Origin of the sequence: Rhodopirellula islandica (genome assembly GCF_001027925.1) — a bacterium.
GTDB classification, from domain to species: domain Bacteria; phylum Planctomycetota; class Planctomycetia; order Pirellulales; family Pirellulaceae; genus Rhodopirellula; species Rhodopirellula islandica.
In genome coordinates this window covers 169,101-185,300 of sequence record NZ_LECT01000029.1, presented here as the reverse complement: position 1 = coordinate 185,300, position 16,200 = coordinate 169,101, and the positions used below count along the sequence as shown (strand labels likewise).

The following is a 16,200-nucleotide window of genomic DNA, read 5'->3' as shown; positions in this document are numbered from 1 at the left end:
TCGTCGAGGTGAATCATCACGAAAACCATTCCATCATGCTCCAAGTCTATTGGTTTGGAGCATGGTGGCGTTGGTAGTAAGATAGATCATCCCGCCCACCCAACCTTCCTCCTGCCTGGGTTCCTCGATGATCTGGAACGTCTTCGCGTCCTGTCGCACCTTTGGATGGATCGCTGCCACGCTGTTCCTCGCAAGCTCCGTGTTGGCCGACGAACCAACCCAACCCGCCAAGATCGATTTCGGCCGCGACATTCGTCCAATTCTCTCGGACAATTGCTTCGCCTGCCATGGACCGGACGAGCACGACCGAAAAGCCGGGGTGCGATTGGATTCGGCCGAAGGAATCGCGGATATCATCGATCAAGATGACTGGCAGGAAAGCTTGCTGATCGAGCGGGTCTCAACCGACGATTCCGACATGATCATGCCGCCAACGGATTTCCACAAACCGTTGTCGCCCGAGCAAATCAAACTGCTCAAGCAATGGGTTTCCGAAGGAGCCGTTTACGCCTCGCACTGGGCGTTCACGCCACCTCGCCGTCACGAACTGCCCTCGAACATCGACCAAGACGACGAAGCAGCTGGCAGAGATCGAATTGACCAATGGATCGATGTCGAACTGCAATCCATGGGACTGTCCTCGGCAGGAACCGCCGATCGCAGAACCCTTGCCCGCCGCGCTTCGCTCGACCTGACCGGATTGCCTCCGACCCTGGAACGAGTCGAGGCTTTTGTCGCTGATCCATCCCCGGAAGCCTACGAAAATTACATCGAGGAACTGCTCGCTTCGCCTGACTACGGCGAACACATGGCTCGGTTTTGGTTGGACCTGGTCCGTTATGGCGACACCCACGGCTTGCACCTGGACAACTACCGCGAAATGTGGCCGTATCGCGACTGGGTGATCGATGCCTTCAATCAAAACCTGTCGTTTGATCAATTCATCACACGGCAACTCGCGGGCGATTTGTTGCCCGAAACCGACGAAGCGGAATCACTGAGCAACAAGATCGCCAGCGGTTTCAATCGGCTGAATGTGACGACCAACGAAGGTGGTTCCATCTACGACGAAGTCTTCGCTCGCAACGTCATCGATCGCACCGATTCGTTCGGCACGATTTTCCTTGGATTGACCACTGGATGCTCCGTCTGTCACGACCACAAATTCGACCCGATCTCCCAAAAAGATTACTTCGCGCTGTCGGCATTCTTCAATTCGCTGGACGGGCGAGCGATGGACGGCAACAAGAAAGATCATGCCCCTGTGATCCGTGTTCCCTCCGAAGAACAATCGGCTGAACTGTCGCAAATCGCATCCGACATCGCCGACCTGGATCGAGAAATGGCAGGTCCACTCCTGGAAGTGGATGCCGCTCAACTTCAATGGCAACAATCGCTGGCTTCGACCGAAGAATCGGTTCACGCGAATCTGATGCCCGTGGAAGTCACCACGAAGAACAGTGGCAAATTCAAACAGAACGAGGATGGCACCGTCGAATGGGACGGCACGCCGCCGGCCAAAGAAGTGATGCAACTTGTCTCGCCTCTGCCAGCGGGCACATGGCAAATGCTGCAATTGCACGCGATCACCGATGAAGAACATCCACGCGTCGGCACGGCGTCCAACCAAAACGCAGTGCTCAGCGAGATCAAAATTGAAACTCGCCCCGACGATCAATCGGACTGGGTCGAAATCCCAATCCGATCGGCAACCGCCACGCGAGCGCAAGACAGCGACAGTTTCACAGTGGACAAAGCGATCGACGGAAAGATCGATGCCACCACCGGTTGGGCTGTCGGCGGTCACGAAGCGACGGGCGACCGGACGGCTTGGTTCGTGATCCCCGCTACCGAAGTCCCCGTCTCAGAAAACGAGAGCGGCCAAATCCGAGTTTCGCTGCACTACGAGTCCGTGCACGTTTCTCACATGCTTCGCAAGGTTGCTCTCTCACTGCATTCTTCCGCGAATCAAGTGCCAGCGGACCAGCGAATCGTCTTGGGTGAATCGCATTTGATCGGCCCGCTTCCCATCGAGAACGTTGGCAAGGGCCTGAACGAAACTTTCGCAGGCGAGGACCAAAACAAATTGGATCCCACCCAAGCAATCACGCTCGAAGACAGCGAACACCAATGGCAACCTCGTGCGGACATCGTTTCGATTCTTCCCAACGAATTGCCCACCCTGGATGACTCACCGAGCGTGTCGGTGGTTCATCAACTCATCCGTTCGCCATCGGATCAATCGGTTGAGTTGATGCTGGGCACGGACGAGGGCAGCGTCCTGTTCCTCAACGGCAAAGAAATCGCCAAACAAAAACTCGGCAAACGCAAAGACAACGAGTTCCAACCTCTGAGCAACCGTCACACCCTGGCGTTGAAAAAGGGTGACAATCACTTGTTCATCCGACACGTCAACCGCAGCGGGCCTGCGACATTGACGTTTGCAATCGACTCGCCCAGCGTGCAGTTTGCCGAACCGTTGACGGAACGATTGGCCGCTCTGCCCGCCCCAACTGACAACGAAGAGTCGCCGAGTTTGGATTGGCGAGCCGCGCGAGCGTTCTACCGCGAAGTGGTTTGTGATCACCCCCGCTGGATCGCGCTCAATGACATGCGTGACGGCATGCGGGCGATGCAAGACAAGATCAAAGGCCAAATCCCCACGACGTTGGTTTGGAAAGAAACGGCCACCCCGCGTGACGCGTTCATCTTGGAACGTGGGCTGTATGATTCTCCCGGTGAAAAGGTGGAGCGAGCTGTGCCTGGCTTCCTGCCTGAATTCCCCGAAGGTGCTCCCAACGACCGTTTGGGACTATCCCAGTGGTTGCTTCGCAAGGACCATCCGCTGACCGCACGCGTTGCCGTCAATCGATTTTGGCAACAACTGTTTGGGCATGGTTTGGTCAAAAGCAGTGAAGACTTCGGTAGCCAAGGGCACCTGCCTTCGCACCCTGAATTGCTAGATGAATTGGCAATCGATTTTCGCGAGAGCGGATGGGACGTGAAGGAGATGATGAAGCGATTGGTGATGACCGAGACTTATCGCCGTGACGCGACAGCGACCAGCCAAATGCTGGCGGTGGACCCCAGCAATCGCTACTTCGCACGTGGCCCGAGATTTCGACTGGATGCGGAAACGCTCCGCGATCAAATGCTTTCTGTTTCCGGGTTGCTGGTCACCACGCGAGGTGGACCGAGCGTCAAACCACCTCAGCCCGCTGGGCTTTGGGAAGCGGTGGGTTACACAGACAGTGACACAGCCAACTTTGTGCCCGACGAAGGCGAAAAAACGGTTCGCCGGAGCGTCTACACGTTTTGGAAACGGACCAGCGCCCCGGCCGTGATGTCGACCTTCGACGCCCCCAGTCGCGAATCCTGCACCGCGCGTCGCGAACGAACCAACACGCCCATGCAAGCCTTGCTGTTGCTCAATGAAACGCAAGCGGTAGAGGCAGCTCGAGCCATGGCGGACGAGATCACCGCCTCGCCGACTCCCGATCCATCGGACTGGGAAGCGATCTCACGCAAGCGACTCCAGTCGGCTTTCCAACGCGTGACCCTCCGGCCGATCGAAACCAACGAACTGCGGTCGCTCGAACGCTTGTTGGCAGATTTAACCGAACACTATTCGGTCCAACTCGAGGAAGCCCGGCTGTTGGTCGGAGCCCCCGATCCTGAATTGGCCGCATGGACCGTCGTGATGAACACCCTTTTGAACCTGGACGAGGTGGTTTGCAAATGAGTCGCTCTGAATTTCCCTGCGAAGACTGGAACTCGCTGACGCAATCACCATTGATGTCGTCCGTCCTGCAGCAACGCATGCAACACCTGACCCGCCGGTCGTTGTTTTCAAGCGCCGCGGCGGGACTCGGTGCCGCCGCCCTGGCCTCGATGCCAGGGATGGCTCGCGCCGTCGACAGCCAACCAGTTTCGCTGGACGCTCCTCCCGCCGGCCCCTCAGGCACCGGCGTCCCCGGGCAACCTGGATTGCCACACCACGAACCGGCCGCCAAACGAGCCATCTACTTGTTCATGTCGGGTGCCCCCAGCCAAATGGACATGTGGGATCACAAACCACAGATGGCCGATTGGTTTGACAAAGACTTGCCCGAATCCATTCGGCAGGGACAACGCTTGACGACGATGACGAGCGGCCAGTCCCGCTTTCCGATCGCACCGAGCATTTATCAATTCAGCCCGCACGGTGCCAACGGCACGATGGCCAGCGAACTGATCCCGCACATGGCCAAGAAGGTCGACGAGATCGCCCTGGTCAAATCGATGTACACCGAGGCGATCAATCACGATCCCGCGATCACTTACATCTGCACCGGCAATCAGTTGCCCGGCAAAGCGTCCTTGGGATCGTGGCTGAGCTACGGGCTGGGGACCGAAAACGAAGACCTGCCTGCGTTCCTGGTGATGACCGCGTCATGGACCGGGCGCAAACAAGCCCAAGCGCTTTACAACCGCCTCTGGGGAAGCGGGTACCTGCCCAGCAAGTACCAAGGCGTCGCACTGCGAAGTGCAGGTGATCCCGTGCTCTATCTTTCCAACCCCGCCGGCATCGATCCCGGTGTCAGACGTCGGATGCTCGACACACTGGAAGAACTCAATCGCAACACGCTCGACCGCTGGCATGATCCTGAAACCGAAGCCCGGATCGCACAGTACGAAATGGCGTTCAAGATGCAAACCAGCGTTCCTGAACTCACCGACTTGAGCGATGAACCGCAACACGTGCTCGATCTCTACGGTCCCGACGTCACCAACCCCGGCACCTTTGCGAACTGTTGCTTGATGGCACGCCGGATGGCCGAGCGGGGTGTTCGCTTCACTCAAATTTTCCATCGCGGCTGGGACCAACACGGGGCCTTGCCGAAGGATCTGCCCAACCAATGCCGCGACACCGACCAACCTTCCGCGGGCCTGCTCACCGACCTGAAACAACGCGGACTGCTCGATGACACATTGGTGGTCTGGGGCGGCGAATTTGGCCGCACCATTTATTGCCAAGGTGCGTTGACCAAAACCAACTATGGCCGAGACCACCACCCGAAGTGTTTCTCGATCTGGATGGCCGGCGCCGGAATCAAGCAAGGCGTGGTGCACGGTGAGACGGACGAGTTCAGCTACAACATTGTTCGCGACGGAGTTCACATCCGCGATCTGAACGCCACGATTCTGAATCAGATGGGAATCGATCACGAACGATTCACCTACCCGTTCCAAGGGCTGGACCAGCGTTTGACGGGCGTGGAAGAAGCTCGCGTCGTTCGCGAATTACTCGCGTAGGGAGCATTCGGGAAGTCAGCCCCTGGCACCTTTGCCAGGAAGGCCCCTCGGGTGCGGTGCACCAATGGCACGCAACACTTGTTTCCCGAGCAATGCTCTGAGTCTACGAAAAAACGAAGCTCGTCGAACAGGTCGGCGGCTTCGCTGATTCAAATGGGTGGTCGCTTTTCGAAGTCGATCGTTGGATGAGACAATCCGTTTAAATTCGGAATTTGTCACCGCGTAAGCAGAGGAATCCACTCAAAACGGATGCGGTGGAAAGCAGCATCCACTGGAATTTTGTCAGGTGAAGGAAGTAAAGTTTGAACTCCCACCAACAGTCCCAGAAGTAATCGACGATTGAAAAGGCGAGCAGGAAAGCGTCCATGGCGGAACTCTCGATTGCATGTGTTTCACGGGAGACGTGTTACCAAACCTAGTTCGAGGAGCTTGAGTCGTCGGACAGTTCCCTGGACTGCGAAGCAGAAACCCTCAGATGCGAGATTCCCGCAAGGCTCGATCGCTAAAACCGGCACAAAACGACACCGAAGAGAGGGTACCGAACAAAATTTTCGGCGACCCCTCAGACCGGCCTTGCAAGCAAACCGAGCATAGATATACTCCACCCCATCACAGCGGAGATGAGAGTTTCTTCCTTTCACTGTGAGCCTTGGAAGAAGATTGAAAGTCGTTTTTTGAACGCTTTGATCTCCCTCTGCGAGGCGCGGTAGCTCAATTGGTTAGAGCCCCGGACTGTCGATCCGGAGGTTGCGGGTTCGATTCCCGTCCGCGTCGCTTCAAAAAAAGCCCAGCTGTTTCAGCTGGGCTTTTTTTATGCGCGGCTGGAATTGCCTCCGCCCCCACCCGTAGCCGGATTCGCCAAGAATTCGGTTGAGGAGGAGGACAATCCAGGTGGATCACTCCGAACTCGATCAGAACTTGCTGATGACTTTGAGAACGGATTTGAGTTGCTCGTTCTCGGTGGTGTCCCATGCGACACTCGCGTTGGACTTCAGCTTCATGACCGCATCCCTGGTTCTCTGCTGCAGATTTCCCAAGGTGGTGTGACGCGTCAGCACCAACTCATTTGAATCCAACTGGAACTGCACCCATTGGGCGTCACGTTCCTGAACGGTTTCTTCTGTGGTGAACCTTTGGTAGTTCGAACGACGCTGCATTGCGGGTGTCTTCCGCTGCAGTTCTGGATTTGCCAACTCAGCGATCATTTCGTCTTCCCCGTCGATCACCTTCGGATCGGCACGTCGACTGATGTCATCGTCGCGATCCCCCAGGTCCGCACCGGTTTCGGCGTCTGGGTTAGCAGCCAATGGATTGTCGACCCGGTAGTCTCGGTCTGGGTCGTAATCGTCCGCGTCATAGATGGAGTCATCGGAATAGGGCAGCGTTGCCGAAAGCGTTTGGATTTCACGTTCACTGATTCGGGCACCCAAGTCGCGTCCGGTGCCGAGTCGGCCCGCAGCCGAAGCAATGGCACCCTCCACTCCGTCTTCCACGGCATCGGCCATGTTGGCCTCTTCCGCAGGCGTCTCATCGACGTAGTCATCCACCCGGTAATTATCGACATCGATCGGGGGACGGGCGGCAGTCCATTCATCATCGCTGCCGGGATCATCCACGCCGGCGGGAGTCTCGGTATCGAATCGTTCCAATCCATTGGATTGAACGGTTTGTTGGTCTTCTGATCGATCGACACTTTCGGTCGCTGACGCCTTGGGTGGACGTGTCCGTCGCAACTCTTCGGCGAGCTGTTCCCCGACTTCCTTTGGATCCGGCAACGGCTCCTCCGAGTGACGCTCGGGGGATTGCTGTTGCGATCCCGCTTGATGGCGTTCGGAATTGACTTGCGACGATTCCGTCACAGGATTGCCCGATTGCTCAGCCTGTTGCCCACGCAATTTCCAGCCAAACGATTCCAAGGACTGAATCACCTCGGTCGACTGCCGCACCAATTGCTCAAACTCAGCAACCTGTTGCGGGTCCTTCGTGCGTTGAACGGATTCGGAGGCAAGCTTGCGAACCAAGCTCGCGTCACTCCAAATCACGCCGGCCAATCCCCAGTCGCTGATACGATTGGTCTCGCTCTTTTCGAGCCCCGAGAGGTTCCGTTGCGTATCGACTCGCTCGACGGCACGCGAATCTTGCGCGGAAACGTTATCGAGCCCAGCGGTTGCCATGCCTGCCACCAGGAACGCCGCCAGAGTGGATCGCCGCCAACTTCGCGATGATTGCGTTGGCGAAGATGAAACGACAAGGCCACGAGCATTTTTCAGCAGGCTGCCATCAGCATGAGGTTGCAATTTGCGTGAACGAGACATGGAAAAGTCCTTTGTTTGGCTAGATCGAGCGGGGAGACGAGACTCGAGTTTGGCTTCACCCTTCGTTCGCCCACTGCGGCAGCTGAGATAACAAAGTGCCTGTTGGGCTCCATTGCATCGTAAGCCAAACGGTCAGTGGTTTGGGGAGGAAGCTCAAAACGAGCGAGTGACGGATATGCAGGAATCGTGCCAGGAAACCGCAGTTGTCACTCAACGCCCCAAACACGCGACTTCGTCGACACGGACGGTGCCCATCGGCCAGCCCAACCACTCGCTCCAATCCACCAAACGACCGCGAATCATCCATGTTGCCTGTTCACAGCACATGCACACTGGTTCCGGCATGCCAGATTGATCGGCTGGGACCAAATCCGCGGGAAGAAAGAGACTCGGGAACTGCAATCCAACTTGCCATCAGCGGAAAATGCAAGGCGAAGGGAACGTGATGGCTGGTCGCTCGCTGGGCAGTCGCTCTCGAGCTCGTCAGCCGGCATTGAATTTGCGGCTTGCTTCGCTAGACGATTGAACCACTTCACTGCCAGAAAGAAAGGACGTCGACTGTGATCGCTTTTCCAACCAAACCGCAACTGATTGAACTCTTGGAGCACGAACAGGGGGAATGCGTTTCCATTTTGATGGGCACCTACCAGTCAGGTCGCGACACCAACCAGAACTCCATTCGGTTCAAAAACTTGGTCCGACAGGCATCCGATGAAGCGCGAAAGCAGAACAGCCCGCTGCTTCCCAAACTGGAAGAACTGGCAAATCTTTCTCGCAGCTCAACGTTCTGGCAACATCAAGCCGCTGGGTTGGCGATCTACGTCAGCGAGAATTTCGAAGAGCGAGTCTTGTTGAGCCATGACCCCGGGGAGTCCGTCTCGATCGGCCCGGAGTTCAACGTGCGCCCGATCGCCAGCGTCGCATGCGGCGAAACAAACCTGATGACACTGGCTCTCTCCTGGGAGCGTGCTCGTTTGTTCCGTTCCAATGGTCACACGACGATGGAGATCGAAGACGAAATCTTCCCGCTGACGATGGACGAGTTGGTGACCGCTCGCGACCCTGAAAAGCAACTTCAGTATTCGTCGCACGAATCCTTCGGAGGTGGCGGTTCCGAAACCGTGATGTACCACGGGCATGGCAACGGGGAAGACAAAATCAAGGCGGATCGCCGTGCGTACCTCTCTCGTGTCGGTGAGCACGTCTCGAAACGTCTCTACAACACCGACCAACAACTCGTTGTGATCGCAACGGAAGAGGTGGCTGGCCACTTTGATGCAGCAACCGAATCGCTTGAACTGGCCCAGTGCATTCATGTCAGTCCAGATGGATTGACGGACTCCCAACTGGACGCACGCATCACCGCTTTTGCGAAAGAGCACAATCAACACAACGACGACGTGATTGTGAATCGATTGGGCTCGGCGATGGCGGACGACCAAGGTTCCGATGACTTGAAGGAGGTGGTGCTGGCTGCCACGGAGGGCCGAGTGGACACCTTGCTGCTCGGACAAGACCAACCAATCCTTGGACGATGCGATGCAACCAGCCACCAGGTCACTCTCGATGAGGAAGGGAACGATCTGCTCAACACTGCCGTTCGTCATACCCTGAAGTCAGGCGGAACGGTCCGTCGGCTGCAGGACAATTCTTCCACTCACCCGCTGGCCGCCGTTTTCCGCTATTGAGCGGAGTCCGAGATGCGACCGGACTGGTCTCGGCATCGGAGCAGTATTAACCGCCCCGTGTGTTCCCGAGATGCCGTTCGGAGATGCCCAATCGATACTTGGACGATTTCGCAGCCCTCACTGGTGCACGTCTGATCGCGGGAACCTCGATGTCATCCGGATCAAAGTCACTTGGTTGAAGACCTTGGCAACCTAATGAGATTGCACGAGTCGCATGGCAACGTCCTCCGCTCAATCCACCAAATCGGATTCACAGGACGTTCGCGCGTGTTTGATGACGAAGCGACTTTCATTGGGAATCCAGTCACTTCGAGAACGACCAATCAAGGATCAATCTTCCGACGACGTCTCTTTGAAACCGGGGTCCAGGGCACCATCTGGCTGGGACTGGTGGACGATTACGGCGAAGCCAGCGCCGCCTTTCGAGCTGCACCTGCTCATGACGATGCGGTTGTTTTCGTCGCTGACTTCTTGGCACCACTGAACGATTCCTTGGCAATGCACGGCGAAACCAACCTGACAACTCCTGCCGACACAGGAACCGTGGACGCCTTTCTGGGACTGGTTTGGTACCCGTTCGGCAACGCGAAAACATCTCAACGAGCCCAATTCGCTCCGCTGCTACCGGTTGCGGCACCGACCAGCTTCTCGGTTGACTTGGTACGGTAAGGCGATCCGATTTTACCGGCATAACCATCCGTTCTTGCCTCAGGCAACCGGTCCTTGCCGTGTTCGACAATCGTTTGATCCGATTTTGACACCACGCCGCCCATGCCGAGCCACATTTGTTGGTGATACTCGGAAACCCCGGACTCTCGCGTGCGCGGTCCACTCATCCATCGGGCGTCACATTCCTTTTGCGATGTGACTCATGCTTAGCGATGCCACTCTCGACGTCCAGATCGCTTCCACCCCGCTTCGGATGATTTCCGCTGGGGCAGATGGGGAGATCCTCGTCGATGATGGTGGATTCGAATGGCGCATTCTTAACCAAGCCAGCCCCGAACGCGTCCAACAGATCACGCTGCAGTCCAGCCTGTTCCCACTGGTCAATCACCCGTGCATTCGGTCGGTGATTCCGTCGCACGCTGACAACGGCGTCTTGGAACTCAAGCTCACCATCCCTGATGGACTGGACCCGATCAAGGATCGGCTTTCCAACCGAGCGAGTGAACTAGGACTTCTGGCGAGACTTCGCATCTCGACCCAACTGGTGGACGCTTGCGCCGAGGCCCATCGCGTCGGTTTGTATCAAGGTGGATTTCATGCTTCCACGATTCTGGTGTCCGTTGCCAACGAAAAATCCGACGCATCCATCCACATCGATTTCACTGCGACCGATTGCACGGATGAAGATCGAAACACAGATCACTCCATCGAAGGTGATCTGAACGGCCTGCGAGATTTGTTGGCGTGGTTGCTGGATGATATCTCCGACACCGAACTCCCGGGTGAAGTTTCCAAGTATCTCCGCGGTCGACAACGAGCCATCCTCAAGCAGTGGCTACACAAGTCGGACGACCAACCTGCGCCTTCGCTCGGCCAATGGAAGTCCGTCTTTGCCCCCTTCGCAATCGAGGTAGAGAACGATGCGTCGGTCGACACCACCGGGGTGATCCAAGCCCCATTCATGCCCATCGGAACAGGCAGCACCAGTCGGTGGACCAAGGATGCTGCTGGCGGCATTCGAGTCACGGAGGTTCCCCAGCAATTGGGACGCTTTCAAATTCAAGAGTTGATTGGCGAAGGTGGCATGGGTTCGGTGTACCGAGCCATTGATCTTTCCAACAATGAAACAATCGCGATCAAAGTCCTGCGAAACGCCGGAAAGGACGTTGCGCATGCGATCCGGCGGTTTCGCAAAGAAGCCCGTTTGCTCGGCAACGTCCAAAATGACCACATCACTCAGTTCATCGATGTGGGTGAGGACGCCGGCCTGCACTACTTTGCGATGGAGTTCGTCGATGGAATCGACCTGAAGACATGGCTCGAGGAGCGGCCCGGATTGACTGAATCAGAAGCCCTTCAAATCGCAGCGGATTTGTCGCGAGCCTTGGTGGACGCTCACTCGCAAGAAGTCATCCATCGTGACATCAAACCAGAGAACATCCTGCTGAAGCGAAGGCCAGAGGTGACATCGCAACCAAGCGATGTCACCCTGGTACAACGCCCATTCAGTGACTTCACTCTCAAATTGACGGACTTTGGGATTGCGAGACACGTCCATCAATCCCAATCCATGGAAGTGACTCAGGCGGGTTCGGTCCTTGGCACGCCCAAGTACATGTCACCCGAACAGTGCAAGTCGTCTGACGAATTGGATCCCACCACCGACGTTTACTCGATCGGCATCACCTTGTTCGAGCTGCTGACCGGGAGCGTTCCCTATCAAGCCGATGAATTCATGAAGCTTGCCGCAATGCACTGCTTCGATCCGATTCCATCCGTTCAGAAACGCAACGCGACGATCAGCGAATCAGCCAACCGAATTGTTCAACGAGCATTGGCAAAGGACCCGACTCAGCGTTACGGCGATGCATCCCAACTGCTGACGGACCTCCAGCGATTGCTGCGAGGCGATCCCGCCGACGTGCAAGCTCACCCTCGTCTACCCGCTGACCACACTGAAAAGAAGCTTTGGGAGAAGACCGCGTCCTGGCAACTTGAAAGTGACGCCCCCTCTTTGTGGCCGCTCGTATCAAACACCGAGCGTCTTAATGAAGCCATCGGATTGCCGGCAGTCGACTACCGAACCGAGAAGGACCCCAAACTCGGACTGCGAAAGTTCGGTTCCTTCTCGCTCAGTGGCGTCAAGGTTTCATGGGAGGAGCACCCGTTCGAATGGATCGAAGGACAACGAATGGGCATTCTTCGCGAATTCGACTCGGGGCCTTTCAAGTGGTTCATGAGTGTCGTCACCCTCGAACCACATCCCAATGGCAGAACCCGCCTTTCTCACCAAATCAAAATTGAGCCACGCAATTTCCTGGGACGTGTTCTGACGACCGTCGAGGCGGACTGGAAGGGATTCCGAAATCTCGACAAGGTTTATCGGCGAATGGATCGTTCGCTGCGAGGCAAATTGACAACCAAGCAAGGCAGTGACGCGTTCACCGACACACCGAAGATGACGCGTTCACAGTTGCTCCGCCTGAACCAGAGACTGAACCAGCTGAAGGAAGCGGGCGTGCGTCCTGAAGTTGCCAATTGCTTGGGACAAGTCGTCCGGGAATGGTCCCCGCAAGAGCTCGGCTCACTACGTCCACTGGTGATCGCCGATCGACTCAAGATCCCAAGCAGCGAGATGATCGACGCTTGTCTTTTGGCAGCCGACGCGGGGATCCTGAACCTCCACTGGGACGTCCTCTGCCCAACCTGCCGAGTCTCGGCCAACAACACGCAACAGCTCGCCGAGATTGAATCCCACACGCACTGCGAAGCCTGTGACATGGACTTCCAATCGAACTTGGCCGGTGCAATCGAGATGGTGTTTCAAACCCATCCTGAAATCCGCCAAGTCAACACGGGACAGTACTGCATCGGTGGTCCGGAACACTCACCTCACGTGGTCGTTCAACTTCGCATCGAAGCCGGTGAATGCTTGCAGTTGCCGATAGACTTGCCCCCAGGAGACTACCTCCTTCGAGGACCGCGCATTCCGAACACGCAGAGCCTTCGTGTCCAATCGACCTCGGCTCCTTCCACTTGGGACGGAGAACTCTCCCGTCTAGGAACCAGCCACTACATCCCCAAACTCCGTGCTGGCCGCCAGGTGCTGACACTGCACAACGATTTGGAAACGCTTCAAGTCATCCGGATCGAACGCATGATCCCTCGCGGCGATGTGGTGACCGCCGCGGCCGCGGCAGCAAATCCAATGTTCCGAAAACTTTTTCCTCACCAACAATTTGCGGGCAACAACCCAATCCTCACCGAAACGATGACGTTCTTGGCGACATCCATCAACAACATCGACGAACTGTACACTTCGCTGGGAGACTCCGAGGCCTATTCGGCAGTGCATGGCCACCATGCGATTTTGGAACGATGCGTTGCAGGGTCAGGGGGCACACTCGTCAAAACAATCGGTGAAAAATCGTTGGCTTCATTTGCGACTCGCGAGAACGCAATCATCGCAGCGGAGCGCATTCGGGCTGAGTGGATGGAATCGAAACTCGCAGAGGTGTGGCTGGGAATCGGCGTGCACAGCGGCCCCACCTTGATGACGACTCAAAACAATCAACTGGACTATTTCGGCAGCACAGTACGCGCCGTCACGATGCTTCCCGAACTTGCCGGCAATGCGACTTTGCTGACCGAGCCCATTTATGCGGATCGCAGTTTGGCAGGTTGCCTGCCCACACTGAACGACGAAATCGAGTCGGTGGATCTACCTGGGAGCCCAGAAACTCGAATCAAACGCCTTGCCTTCCCTCTTGCAGGTAGCTTGTCATGATCACTCCCTCACAACCTCAAAGTCAGTGGGTGCTGACGGAGTACGGCAGCGGGAACCAGCAGCGTCGCACGATCAAGGTTCCCAACCGAATCGCAACCGTCGGACGCACCGACGATGCGGACGTGTGCATTGCCGTGTCATCCGTATCCAAACAACATGCAAAAATCTGGGTCGACGAGGATGGGTTGCACGTCGAGGATCTGGGCAGCACCAATGGGACCCATCACAACGGCCGTCCGGTGCGACAGGCGTCGTTGGTGGAAGGTGATTTGTTGCAGTTCGCCAATGCCGTTTTCCGTGTGGGATGCCAGCAAGAAGAGTTACCAGATGGAACGCTGGAAGAAGGCCTGATCCCATGGGCACAAACGCTGCTGACGTTCGAGCGTTTGCTATCGCAACGAGCGGTGGTGCCGCACTATCAACCCATCATCACGATGGATCGGTTGTCCACCCCAGGTTACGAGGTTCTCGCGCGAAGCGACTTGCCTGAACTCAAGAGCCCCGCCGCGATGTTCGAAATCGCGGAGCGTTTGGGTCAGAATGCAGCACTCAGCGAAATGATGCGTGAGGAGGCGTCGCGGTTGTTGATGACCGCGAATAAAACCGATTCCAAAATCTTCCTCAACACGCACCCGGATGAACTCGCAACCGAACGTCTGCTCACGTCCCTTGCCGAACTTCGTGACCGGTACCCTTCCCTCGCATTTGTGATTGAAATCCACGAAGGCGCGGTCACCGAAGTCGAACAGATGCGTTCACTTCGCGAGCAATTGGCGCATCTCGGCATGCAGCTTTCCTATGACGACTTTGGCGCGGGACAGGGACGCCTGTTGGAGTTGGTGGAAGTGCCGCCAGACATACTCAAGTTCGACATGCAGTTGATCCGAGACATTGACCAAGCGTCAGCGAGCCGGCAAGACCTGTTGAGATCACTCATCCGAATTGCCCAAGACACGGGATCCATCACACTGGCGGAAGGGGTTGAAACGGAAGCCGAGCACGAAACCTGCGTCCAACTTGGATTTGAACTTGGACAAGGTTTTCTGTACGGGCGTCCGGCGACCGTTGACCATGTCCACTGATCAATCTCGAGATCGACGACCAAGCCCCGTCAAATAGATCAATCAACATGTCTTTTATGACACTGGACGATTGTGTCGATCGTCTATGATTGGCGGTGGATTGGGTGGTCTCTGGCTGCCCTTTTTCCATATCGGATCGCGAGGAATCGCCTCGCTCGCAAGACCTGATTTGTTGGACGAAGATGCCAAAGCAGAAAGCGGTCGCTCTCCTCATCGAAACGTCCAACGCTTACGCGCGAGGCCTGCTCGGTGGAATCGCCTCGTATATCCACGAGCATGACCTTTGGTCGATCTACTTGGTCGAACAAGAACGAGGGGCAGCGCCCCCATCTTGGCTGGATGACTGGGAGGGGGATGGAGTGATTGCCCGGATCGAAAATGAAGAAATCGCCTCCTCGATTCGCCAACTGAAGATCCCGGTCGTGGATGTCAGTGCCGCCCGCCGGATCCCCAACATCCCGTGGGTCGAAACCAATGACGTTGCCATCGGCGAATTGGCCTACCAACATTTTCGCGAACGCGGCTTTGAGCACTTCGCTTTTTGTGGCGAATCGAGATTCAATTGGTCAGTGCTCCGCCGCCAAGCCTTCGAAGCTCGCGTCAAAGAAGACGGGTTCGAATGCCTCTCGTTTGATTTTGATGTGGACGATCAACGTCCTCGATCCCTGAAACGAGAACGCGAACGGTTGGCGGAGTGGGTCTTGTCGCTCCAACATCCCATTGGAGTCTTGGCGTGTTACGACATCATGGCCCAAAAGATTTTGGATATCTGTCGTTTGCACGGCATCAAAGTCCCCAGTGAACTCGCGTTGCTGGGCGTGGACAATGACGAGTTGCTCTGCGACTTGTGCACGCCACCGTTGTCCAGCGTCGTCCCTGCGGCCCATCAAACAGGCCGTGAAGCGGCAGGACTGTTGGATGCGATGATGCGGGGCGAGGAGGTCGGTGCAGAACCGCATTTGATTGAACCCCTGGGCGTGGCGACTCGGCAATCAACCGACGTGCTGGCCATCAAAGACCCTGAGATTGCCGCCGCAGTACGCTTCATTCGTGACCACTGCTGCGACGGCATCAACGTGCAAGACGTCGTTAAAAAAGTCCCCCTCTCGCGACGCGTGTTTGAAAGCCGTTTCCTGGCTTTGATGGGACGCACCCCTCACCAAGAGATCACGCGGCGGCGTATCGAACGGGTGCGTTATTTGTTGATCGAAACCGACCTGACTCTCGTGCAAATCTCTCGCCGAACAGGTTTCCAAAACCACGAATACATGAGCGTCGCGTTCCGACGCGTCATGGGACATCCACCGGCCACCTACCGACGCAAGTTCCGAAAGATCTAATCGGCATTTTTCTGGCGGCACCAA

The 16,200-nt window shown here is 56.5% G+C and carries 10 protein-coding genes and 1 tRNA gene; 8 read left to right on the top strand and 3 right to left on the bottom strand.

Annotated features, from left to right (window positions below; translation table 11 throughout):
• Positions 1-127: 127 nt before the first annotated feature.
• Positions 128-3,742: a PSD1 and planctomycete cytochrome C domain-containing protein gene (locus RISK_RS15405; protein ID WP_047815190.1), complete on the top strand. Its 3,615-nt coding sequence runs from the start codon at positions 128-130 to the stop codon at positions 3,740-3,742.
• On the top strand, positions 3,739-5,295 hold the full coding sequence (locus RISK_RS15400; protein WP_047815189.1) for a DUF1501 domain-containing protein: 1,557 nt from the start codon (positions 3,739-3,741) through the stop codon (positions 5,293-5,295). Before RISK_RS15405 ends, RISK_RS15400 begins: the two co-directional genes overlap by 4 nt.
• Positions 5,296-5,494: 199 nt before the next feature.
• Here the strand turns inward: RISK_RS15400 and RISK_RS32640 are convergent, their stop codons facing one another.
• Complete coding sequence (locus tag RISK_RS32640; RefSeq protein ID WP_173442681.1) at positions 5,495-5,662, bottom strand: hypothetical protein; 168 nt, start codon at positions 5,660-5,662, stop codon at positions 5,495-5,497.
• 333 nt (positions 5,663-5,995) lie between these two features.
• Here RISK_RS32640 and RISK_RS15395 point away from each other — a divergent pair.
• Positions 5,996-6,069 (top strand) — tRNA-Asp (locus RISK_RS15395).
• 137 nt (positions 6,070-6,206) lie between these two features.
• On the opposite strand, the gene RISK_RS15390 is transcribed toward RISK_RS15395, so the two are convergent.
• Both RISK_RS15390 and RISK_RS33395 read right to left on the bottom strand, forming a co-directional pair.
• Positions 6,207-7,469 (bottom strand): hypothetical protein, encoded by a 1,263-nt coding sequence (locus tag RISK_RS15390; RefSeq protein WP_047815267.1) that lies wholly within the window; start codon positions 7,467-7,469, stop codon positions 6,207-6,209.
• A gap of 351 nt (positions 7,470-7,820) precedes the next feature.
• Positions 7,821-7,955, bottom strand: coding sequence for a hypothetical protein (locus RISK_RS33395; protein WP_261340226.1), 135 nt, complete (start codon positions 7,953-7,955; stop codon positions 7,821-7,823).
• Positions 7,956-8,170: 215 nt separating this feature from the next.
• On the opposite strand from RISK_RS33395, the gene RISK_RS15380 reads away from it, so the two are divergent.
• From RISK_RS15380 to RISK_RS15360, 5 genes are all read left to right on the top strand, one after another.
• On the top strand, positions 8,171-9,298 hold the full coding sequence (locus RISK_RS15380) for a baeRF3 domain-containing protein (RefSeq protein WP_047815187.1): 1,128 nt from the start codon (positions 8,171-8,173) through the stop codon (positions 9,296-9,298).
• Between the two features lie 267 nt (positions 9,299-9,565).
• Positions 9,566-9,967, top strand: coding sequence for a hypothetical protein (locus RISK_RS15375; protein ID WP_150122593.1), 402 nt, complete (start codon positions 9,566-9,568; stop codon positions 9,965-9,967).
• A 202-nt stretch (positions 9,968-10,169) separates the two neighbouring features.
• A complete protein-coding gene (locus tag RISK_RS15370) occupies positions 10,170-13,754 on the top strand; it encodes a protein kinase domain-containing protein (protein WP_047815185.1) in 3,585 nt (1,194 codons plus the stop codon).
• On the top strand, positions 13,751-14,836 hold the full coding sequence (locus RISK_RS15365; protein ID WP_053061191.1) for an EAL domain-containing protein: 1,086 nt from the start codon (positions 13,751-13,753) through the stop codon (positions 14,834-14,836). Before RISK_RS15370 ends, RISK_RS15365 begins: the two co-directional genes overlap by 4 nt.
• 182 nt (positions 14,837-15,018) lie before the next feature.
• A complete protein-coding gene (locus tag RISK_RS15360; protein WP_173442680.1) occupies positions 15,019-16,176 on the top strand; it encodes an AraC family transcriptional regulator in 1,158 nt (385 codons plus the stop codon).
• The last annotated feature ends 24 nt before the right edge of the window (positions 16,177-16,200 follow it).